The 9,673-nt window shown below is 66.8% G+C and carries 4 protein-coding genes and 1 pseudogene; 2 read left to right on the top strand and 3 right to left on the bottom strand.

The window, feature by feature from the left end:
- Positions 1 to 147: 147 nt before the first annotated feature.
- Positions 148 to 2,166, bottom strand: coding sequence for a methyl-accepting chemotaxis protein (locus ACOYJQ_RS17130; protein WP_433460196.1), 2,019 nt, complete (start codon positions 2,164 to 2,166; stop codon positions 148 to 150).
- A 436-nt stretch (positions 2,167 to 2,602) separates the two neighbouring features.
- On the opposite strand from ACOYJQ_RS17130, the gene ACOYJQ_RS17125 reads away from it, so the two are divergent.
- Positions 2,603 to 3,568 carry a BMP family lipoprotein gene (locus tag ACOYJQ_RS17125; protein WP_433460195.1) on the top strand — a complete coding sequence of 322 codons (966 nt, stop codon included), beginning with the start codon at positions 2,603 to 2,605 and terminating at the stop codon, positions 3,566 to 3,568.
- Positions 3,569 to 3,593: 25 nt separating this feature from the next.
- On the opposite strand, the gene ACOYJQ_RS17120 is transcribed toward ACOYJQ_RS17125, so the two are convergent.
- A complete protein-coding gene (locus ACOYJQ_RS17120; protein ID WP_433460193.1) occupies positions 3,594 to 4,628 on the bottom strand; it encodes an alpha/beta fold hydrolase in 1,035 nt (344 codons plus the stop codon).
- A 215-nt stretch (positions 4,629 to 4,843) separates the two neighbouring features.
- On the opposite strand from ACOYJQ_RS17120, the gene ACOYJQ_RS17115 reads away from it, so the two are divergent.
- A complete protein-coding gene (locus tag ACOYJQ_RS17115) occupies positions 4,844 to 5,740 on the top strand; it encodes a 4'-phosphopantetheinyl transferase superfamily protein (protein WP_433460192.1) in 897 nt (298 codons plus the stop codon).
- A gap of 287 nt (positions 5,741 to 6,027) precedes the next feature.
- Here ACOYJQ_RS17115 and ACOYJQ_RS17110 read toward each other — a convergent pair.
- Positions 6,028 to 9,669, bottom strand: a pseudogene (locus tag ACOYJQ_RS17110) (non-ribosomal peptide synthetase); the annotation flags it as partial.
- Positions 9,670 to 9,673: the final 4 nt, after the last annotated feature.

The following is a 9,673-nucleotide window of genomic DNA, read 5'->3' as shown; positions in this document are numbered from 1 at the left end:
GACGCAACCTAAAGAAAAACCAGTCCGTCGCCGCAAAACTCGTAAGCCGCAGCGCCGGTGTGACCCCTATCTAGATCACACAAATATCCATGTCAATCCAAAAATGAAACTTTCTTGACGAAAGGAACGTCCGATCCCCACAACGCCTTACGCAGCACGGATTTCGTCGAAAAATCGCTCGACCGTATGGCGCACGCCCTGGGCTTCCTTCGCCAGCCCGGAGGCGGAACCGAGCACATCGGCGGCATGCTGGCGGGTGTCGCTCACACCCTGGGAAATATCCCGCATCTTCACCGAAACCTGTTGCGTGCCCGTAGCCGCCTGCTGAACGCTTTCGGCGATTTCGCGAGTCGCAGCTCCTTGCTGCGATACCGCCTGAGAGATCTCCGAAAAGATCACGTTGATTCGCTCGATGATCTCGCCGACGCCATGAATGGCGGAAACGGCCGTTTGCGAAACCGTCTGAATCGCTCTGAGATGCTCGGATATGTCGCCCGTCGCGCGTTCGGTCTGATCAGCCAGGGACTTGACCTCCGACGCCACCACGGCGAAGCCCTTGCCGGCGTTGCCCGCACGGGCCGCCTCGATCGTGGCGTTAAGCGCCAGCAGATTCGTTTGCTGGGCGATGGTGCTGATCAGCGCCACGATCTCGTTGATTCGCTCGCTCGCGCTCAGAAGCTGACGGGCCGTGCCGTCCGTTTCGCGCACGGACGCGAGCGCCTGATCGGCGATCTGACGCGAATCACTGATCTGACGGGAAATCTCGTTGATCGAGGCGGCGAGTTGTTCAGAGGCCGATGCGACATTCTGCACGTTTGCCGATGCCTGCTCGGCAGCCGTCGAAACATTGACGACATTGCCGGAGCTTGCGTCCGCGGTCGTATTGAGGGATCGGGCGGTGCTCTCGAGCGATTCGGACGAGGCCCTGATCAGGGCGAGCACGTTGACCATCTCATCGTCGAAATCGCGAATCAGCGCCTCGACGGCATCAACGCGTTGCGCCTGGGCCTCGCTTGCATGGCGCTGATTCTCTTCCAGATGATGGCGCTCGATGGCATTTTGCTTGAACACCTCCAGCGCGGCGGCCATGGCGCCGATTTCGTCGCGCCGGTGCAGATCGGGAATCGCGATCTCGCGCTCGCCTTGCGACAACCGGCGCATGATATCGATGAGGCGTGTCAGGCTGCGGATGAGCAGGCGGTTGACATACAGCCAGCCGATTGCAATCGCCAGCACCACGGCGCCGATCGCGACGCCGAAGAGCTTCCATACGCCATCGGCAATGACCGTGCGCACATCCGCGGCCGCCGCCCGCGCGCCGTTGCTGGCGTCCGCCACCAGACCGGCCGTCCGCTCTCGCAGGCGCTCCGCAACGGTGGCGTTTGAAACGAGCAGCAGATCGCGATCTTCCCCGTCGAGCAGAAAATCGCTCTGCATCTGAAACGGCTGGGCATCCAGAACTGCCAGCCACGCATCGCGAACCGGCGCGATTCGCTCCGCATCGGCCGCCTCCAGCCCCCCGACCAGACGCACGAGCTCCGCCCGATGCTCCTCCACGCCGGCTCTGGCGCGGTCGACCGCATCCAGATCGGTCAGAACCGGCAAGCCCAGCAAGGCGCCCACCAGCTTTACATTCAGTTGTCCGAGCAAGGCGCCGGCTTCGATATCGTCCAGTTGCTCCGCCACCCGGTCGAAATCACCGGCCGCCGGCTCGACCTTCTGCATCAGCCGGACAAATTCGGCTCTGTTTTCGCCAATGGCGTTCACCAGATTATGAATATCGGTCAACATCCGGCTCATGTCGTCGATATACGAGATGTAATCGGTGATCTCCACCGCATCCGTCGTGCCGCGCAGGGCTTCGATCAGGCTGCGGCCTTCATCCCGGATGGGATCGACACGCCGCCAGATGGCCTCGCGCGCATCGGCGCCCGGCGCCGCCACGATCTGCGGACCATAACCGACCAGCCGCTCCGCCGTCGCGGCCAGCCGCAGCGCAGCCTCGATCTGCGGCAATCGCCGCTGGGCGACCTGATCCATGCGTTCGGCCACATCGTTGAAAGCCAGCCACGCAACCAGCGCCGCCAGAATCGGCAATGTCGAAATGACGCCGAATGCCAACCACAAACGGCCGCGAATGCCGATGGCGGGACCAGAAAACGCCATAACCGAACCCTCTCCGCTACTGCTCGAAAAACAGTAGCCATGAAGCATTGCGGTTTTGTGATAATAATGACCGATTTGCGCCATACACGCCGTGATCTCTCATGTCATATCTGACATTTACGATGCATTTTAAACGTTTTAGCGCTGCTCTGGACATTTTCTCCCATAACTTGCGGGCGGTTTCGTAAAAGGGCCACGTAAGCGCGCCATATTTGTCTCATCGGCCAGACTCCGGGAGCGCGACCGTTTCGGGATATCGGGTCAAACTACACACAAGCCTTTGATTTTCAGCGATTTCTCGATCTCTTTCGTTGATCGGGAAATCGCTCCGACATCACAAGAGCGAACCCGCGCTCCGGCCGGAGGCCGTCAGCGAAAGGAATTGATCATGCGCCATATCGGAATTGCGGCATCGGCTTTTGCCGGAATTGCTTTAATGATGACGAGCGTCTCCGCTCCGGCCCAGAGTTCCGGCCCGGCCATCGTGTTCGACATGGGCGGCAAGTTCGACAAGAGCTTCAACGAAGCCGCATATAATGGCGCGGAGCGGTTCAGGAAGGAAACCGGCGCCGCTTATCGCGAATTCGAGATCACCGGCGAGAACCAGCGCGAACAGGCGCTGACCAATCTCGCCCGGCGCGGCGTGAGCGTGGTGGTCTCGGTCGGCTCCGCGCAGAAGCCCGCGCTTGAAAAGGTCGCGCCGCGGTTTCCCGACGTGAAGTTCGTCATCATCGATTCCGTGATCGAGGCGCCGAACGTTCAGTCGATCGTGTTCAAGGACGAGGAAGGCTCCTTCCTCGTGGGTGCGCTGGCCGCGATGGCCTCGAAAAGCGGCAAGCTGGGCTTCATCGGCGGCATGGATATTCCGCCGATACAAGCTTTCGGCTGCGGTTACGCCCAGGGAGGAAAATATATCAATCCGCAGATCGAATATATCGCGGACATGGTCGGCACCACCCCTTCCGTGTGGCGCGACCCGGCGAAGGGCGCGGATCTTGCCGACGCGCAGTTCGGCCGCGGCGTGGATGTCATTTTCGCCGCCGCCGGCGGCACCGGAATCGGCGTGATGCAGGCGGCGAAGGACAAGGGCAAACTGGCCATCGGCGTGGACAGCAACCAGAATCACATACAGCCCGGCACGGTGCTGACCTCCATGCTCAAGCGCGTCGACAACGCGGTTTACGGTGCGTTTCAGGATGCGAAGAACGGCACCTGGAAACCGGGCACCATCTCCCTCGGCCTGAAGGAAGGCGGCGTCGACTGGGCGCTGGACGACAACAACCGCAAGCTCGTGACAGCCGATATGGAAAAGAAGATCGTCGCCATACGAGACGACATCATCGGCGGCAAGATCAAGGTCATCAATTACAGCGCCAACGGCAATTCCTGCCCGGTCAGGTAAGGGCTCGCGCGCTGTCCGCGAACTGTCACCGCCGCGTGGCGGTGACGACTTCGAGCACGGCCGCGATCACCTCCTGCGGCGCGTCGTTCTGGATATAATGCCCCGATTGCGGGGCCAGGCGATTCACGCCCCGGTCGGAGCGCGCCGCCAGTTCGTCATGCAGCTTCATCCACAATGTATTGGCGGGGTCTTTTTCGGCCTCCGGCATATCGGGCAACGCATTCCCGGCGGTGAGAACGATCAGCGGCAAGGTTCCATATCGCCGGGTGGAGCCGGTGAGCTGGATGTCATCCACGGTCGAGCTGTCCTCCTGCATGGAGAACATGTTTTCATGTTCGGAAAGCAGCGCCTCCCAATAGGAAACCTTCTTCATCCGCGCGCTTTCCGCCGCCGCCAGCACCGGGCCGGCACCGGGTGTCGGGTTGCCGCATTCGGCCGGCAGAGAACTGCCCGGCGTCATATCGCCGGCTTTCGCGGCATCCAGACAGGCGAGAATCACGGCGCGTTGCTGCGCGTTCGCGATGAAATAGGAGCGGGTGACGGCGGCCATGTGCCGCTCCTGATGCGCCACGGCGGGATCGACGAGCACCAGCCCCGCCAGATCGCGCGGATTCTCGTCGGCATACCGGGCCGCGATCAACCCGCCCATCGAATGCGCCACCAAAACGAACGGGCGGCCGATACCGCCCGCGTCGACAAGAGCCCGCAGCCGCGCGGCCATGCCCGCCACATCCTGCGCCGCCCTGGCGGGATCGCTGAAACCGAGCCCGGCCCGGTCATAGGCGCAGACGCGCGTCACTTTGGCGATTTCCGGCTGAACGTCGCGCCACGTCACCGCGCTTTCGCCGAAACCCGCTTCGAGAAGAACCGTCGGAAAACCTTCGCCCCGGCAGACGAGATTGAGCCGTTGCCCATCGCCCACCTCGACGAGCGACGCCGGCCGCTCATAGGGCGACTGGTCGAACGGCGCCGCATCCGCTCCCCATGCCGGCGGATTTGCCGGCAAGCCCGTCATGAAAGCCGCTGCCGCGAGCGCCGGAAAGCCCGACCATATTTTCATCCGACCGCTCCGCATAAATGTCATACTATCACCGCACCGCGCCATAGATTGCGGCGACCATCGGCGATAACGTCGCGTCAACGCTTGCGTCGGTCAAGAGCATTCCTGCGCCGTCGCGCCCGCCCGGCCGCGCATGATAGGATGCGTCCCGCCATCCGCCGGCATAAGGGTTTTCCGGTGGTTTTTCCGTCGAAGCGATAACGGGTATGGATATAATGCACGACAGTCCGGCGTCCATACGGGACATTCCGGTATCGGTTTACATCGCGGCTCCGGCCGGGATCGCCGGCGGGCGGGCGGCAGCGTGGCTCGACGCGCAGGAGACCGCGCGGGCGGGCCGTTTCCGTTTCGAGCGCGATCGCGAGACATTCGTCGCCGCGCACGGCCTGCTGCGGGGGGCGCTGTCCCGCCATATCGCCGGAACGGGGCCGGCGGCATGGCGCTTTACCGCCTCGCCCCTCGGCAAGCCGTGCATCGTGCGCGCGCCGGGGATGCCTGACGTGCGCTTCAGCCTGTCGCACACGGCGGGCTGCGTGGCGGTCGCGTTGTGCGAGGGCCGCGAGACCGGCGTCGATGTCGAGCGCGTGACGCCGGCGACGGCGACGATCGAACTGGCGCAAAGCTTCTGCACGGCGGCGGAACTGGCCGGCCTTGCCGCGCTGGAACGCTCTCCCATCCAGCCGGATTCCGCTCACGGCGACTGCCCGACACCGATGGCGGAGCGCTTCTTCAGGCTGTGGACGCTGAAGGAAAGCGTGGTGAAGGGCCTTGGCCAGGGCCTTTCCCGCCCGCTGACCTGCGCCGGTTTCTCGCTCGATCAGCCAACCTTCGCCAGTCTCGGCTTCACCCGTCTCGGCTTCGCCCATCTCGACGAAGACCTGCGCCGCGCGGGCGTCTGGCACGTCCAGAGCGGTCTGCTCGCTTCGGGCCACGCCTTCGCGCTCACCATGCTCCTGCGCGCCGGCGAGCGGCCGCGCCTCACCGCCTATGCCGTCAGCGATCCCGGTGCGCTGGCGGCCGGTGTCGCGCCCGCGCCGCTGCCGCTGGCCGTCAGCAGTTGTTCAAGCCACGACAGCACCGTGTTCAGATGCGGCGGATGGAACATCGAGTAATGATCGCCACCGACCTCATGCACGGCGAATCGCCCGGCCGCGAATCGGCGGAAGCCTTCCATGCCCGCGCGGGGAAGCGCATCGGCGGCCTCCAGGCAGGTGACGGGGCTGTGAACGACGCCGGTGAAGCGATGTCGCCGCACCGCGGCATGATTGTGCCGGGCGAGACGCTCGATGCGCGCGAGATCGGCCGGGGGCATCGCATCCATGATCGCCAGCACGCGGCCCCAATAAGGGCGCGTGCGTAACGCCGCGAAGCCCGGCAAGCCGTCCGACGCATCGTTCGTTCCGTCGTCCGCCGCCGGCGGGGCGCTGTCCAGCAGGATCAGTTCGAGCGCCGGGCTCCGATGCCCTCCGTTTTCCGCCTCCAACTGCAACGCCGTCTCCAGTGCGAAATGCGCACCCATGGACCAGCCGACCAGTCGAAGTCTCCGCCCCTGTCCGATCAGCGGCCGCAAGGCCCGCACGAAATGTCCGGCGCAGTCCGCCACATTTTCCGCGAACGGCTCGTCGCGGTCGAAACCCGGCGCCTGCATCCCGATGCAGGCGACATCGCCCGCGAGAGGCTCGACCAGATCGCGGTAGGGGGTCGACGTGCCGAGCGCCGGCGGGAAAAAGACGGCGAGCGGCGCGTCGGACGATCCCGCGCGCAGCGGCAGCACCCGATCGCCGCCGACAGGCGTGGGCGTGGCGCCGCCGACAATATGCACGGCGAGTCGGCGCACGGTGGGGTGATCGAACAGGCTGCGCAGCGTGAGCGGGCGTTCGAACACCGCCCGCGCCTTCGAGGCGACGAGGATCGCCTTCAGGCTGTGGCCGCCGAGCGCGAAGAAATCGTCGTCGAGGCCCACATGGTCGAGAAACAGCACCTCGCGCCAGATCGCGCGCAGTTTCTCCTCCGTCTCGTTTCCCGCCTCCGGCGCTCCGGGCGCGGGAGCCTGCGGCCGCCGGTGTTCGGTCAGCGCCTTGCGGTCGGTCTTGCCGTTGGCGGTCAGCGGGAAGCGCGACACGGCGATGAAGCGCGCCGGTATCATCGGCGGCGGCAGACGCCGCGCCAGAGCGGCGCGGATGGCGGCCGGCGTCGTTTCCCCTTCCGGCCTTTCCCCTTCCGGGACGACATAGGCGACAAGCTCGGTCGCGCCGCCGCGCGCATCCGTCACCACCGCCGCGTCACGCACGCACTCAAGCGCCGTCAGCGCCGCCTCGACCTCCTTCAGCGAGACGCGATAGCCGCGCACCTTCACCTGATCGTCGACGCGCCCGAGAAACTCCAGCGTGCCGTCATCGGCCCAGCGCACGCGGTCGCCGGTGCGGTAGACGCGCAGCCCGCCGCACCATGGCAGGACGGCGAAGCGGGCGGCGTCGGCGGGCGAGGCGTTCACATATCCCTGCGCGAGGCCGCGCCCGGCCACGAGCAGTTCGCCCGGCACGCCGGGCGGCACGGGCCGCAGCGCGGCGTCACACACGAAAAGGCGCACGCCCGCGATCGGCCGGCCGAGACGTTGCGGCCCCTCGCCGCGATCCGCCAGATCGTCGAGCGGGCCGGCGGCGCAGCCGATGGTGGCCTCGGTCGGCCCGTAATGATTGTAGATGCGCAGGCCCGGAAGCCGTTGCCGCAGACGCCGCAGCTCGGCGAAATTCTGCGGCTCGCCGCCGAGCAGCAGCAGGCGCAGCGCGCCCGCCCCGGCAAGACGCGCCTCCCCGCCCGGCGTCGCGAGGAGCATCGACAGATAGGAGGGCGTCGTCTTGAGCACCATGATGCCGTGGTCGGCCAGCAGGGCGAGCACATGGGCCGGATCGCGGCGCTCGTCCTCGTCGGGAAGCGACACGCAGCCGCCGCCGAGCAGCGCGCCGAACAGGCCGGTATAGCCGAGATCGAAGGCCGCCGAGGTCACGAGCGCCGTGCGCATGTCAGGCCCGGCGCCGGACAGCGTGCCGAACCAGCCGACATAATTGATGAGCGCGGACTGGCCGACGCGCACCCCCTTCGGCACGCCCGTCGTGCCGGAAGTATAGATGATGTAGGCCGTCGCGTCGGCGTCGACGGCCGGCAGCGCTTCCCCGTCGAGCGCGCCGGGATCGGCCGGCGATTGCGCCACCGGCACGCCGGCCGCCGCCTCTTCCGGCAGCGCGCCCTGCGCCAGCACGAGCCGCGCCCCGCTGTCCTTCAGGATATGGGCCGTGCGCAGCGCCGGATTGCCGGGGTCGAGCGGCACGAACGGCGCGCCGAGCAGCAGGCAGGCCAGCATCGCCGTCACCAGCCCCTCTCCGGCAGGCAGATGCAGCGCGACCGGATCGCCCGGCCCGATCCCGTGCGCGCGGCGAAACCAGGCCGCGAGCCCGCGCGCCCGCGCTTCCAGTTCCGCGTGCGAGAGCGTGCGCCCGCCGGCCCGCACAGCCGGGGCCTCGCCCCTACGGGCCACGACATCGCGCCGCAGCGCCGCGATGTCGGGCGCAAGCACGCCGGGCTCCGCCCCCCGGCCCCACGCCTCGATTCGCGCCGCCTCTTCGTCATCGAGCAGGGTCATGGCATCGATGGCGCAGTCCGGCTCCCCGGCGGCCTGCCGCGCCAGCCGCACGAACCAGCGCCCGATGCGCGCCACGGCCGCCGGATCGACCGCCCGGCTGTTGAAGGTCAACACGAGGCGCGCGCTTTCGCCCGGCAGCATGAGCGCCCCGAAATCGTAATTGCCGGTCTGGAACATCCGCACGTCATGGATCGTCACGCCGGGCGCGAGCACCTGCGCCTCGCCCCGGAAACGCGCGTCGAGCGGGTAGTTCTCATAGACGAAATAATGTCCGATCAACGCGCCGCGCGGCGCGCTCGCCTGCTGGATGTCGGCCAGCGCGCAATGCACGTGCCCGAGCCAGCCGGGCCGTTGCGCATGGACCTGCGCCACGAGTTCCGCGAAGGTTTCGGATGGCGCGTAGCGGATGCGCAGCGGCAGCATGCCGATGCACGGCCCCAGCACGGCCTCGCCGCCCGGAAGATCGGGCAGGCGCGTCGAGGCCATGGTGCCGAAGACGACATCCCGCCGATTCTCCATCTTCGCCAGCAGCACGCCCCAGAGCGCCTGCGCCAGCGTGCCCGGCGTCACCCCGAGCGCGCGCGCCCGCGCATCGAGTTGCGCCGTCAGCGCCTCGCCCAGCGCCGCCTCGTGCGTGAGGCTGTCCCGCGGCCCGTCGAGGGCGACGGGGCGGCGGCCGGGGAGCGCCACGGCGGTCTCGTAATCCGCGAGATAATCGCGCCAGAAATCCAGCGCCCGCGCCGTGCGCCGCCGCTCGCTCGCCTTGACGAAACCGCCGAACTGAACGGCGGCGGGCAGACGCGGCGCATCGCCGCGCGTAAAAGCCTGATAGGCGCGCGTCAGGTCGTCCTGCAAGATGCCGATGCACCAGCCGTCCATCAGCACATGATGGAAGCCGAACACGACGCGGGTCTCCTCCGGGGCGATCAGCAGCAGGCCGAGCCGCACCAGCAGGTCGCGCCGCAGATCGAACGGGCGCTGCCGCTGCTCCGCCTCGTAGCGCTCGCAGGTCGCGCCGGCGGCATCCGGGCCGAGAGCGCGGCAGTCGACGACATCCGGCACGAGTTCACGCGCCTTCAGCACGATTTGCAACGGCCGCTCCGCGCCTGTCGGCCGGAAGACGGTGCGCAGCACGTCATGCCGGTCCACCAGGAATTGCCAGGCGCGCCGGAAGGCCGCGATATCCAGCGGCCCGCGCACGGTGAAGCTCATCTGCTGAAAGTAGGCGCGCTGGCCCTCGTGCGCCGCCTCGCGCTCCATGAGATCGTGAAAGACGACCCCTTCCTGAAAAGGCGTCAGCGGATAGATGTCCTTGATGTTGTCGCGGGAGAGCACGGTTTCGCCATTACGGTTTGGAAGTTGCTGGTGACGTCCTGCCCGCTGCCGGCCCGCCGCGGACATGTGC

The organism is Pseudochelatococcus sp. (assembly GCF_050946405.1).
Taxonomy (GTDB): Bacteria; Pseudomonadota; Alphaproteobacteria; order Rhizobiales; family Beijerinckiaceae; genus Pseudochelatococcus.
Note: the sequence above shows the minus strand (reverse complement) of the source record. Positions and strands in the feature narration are given on the sequence as shown.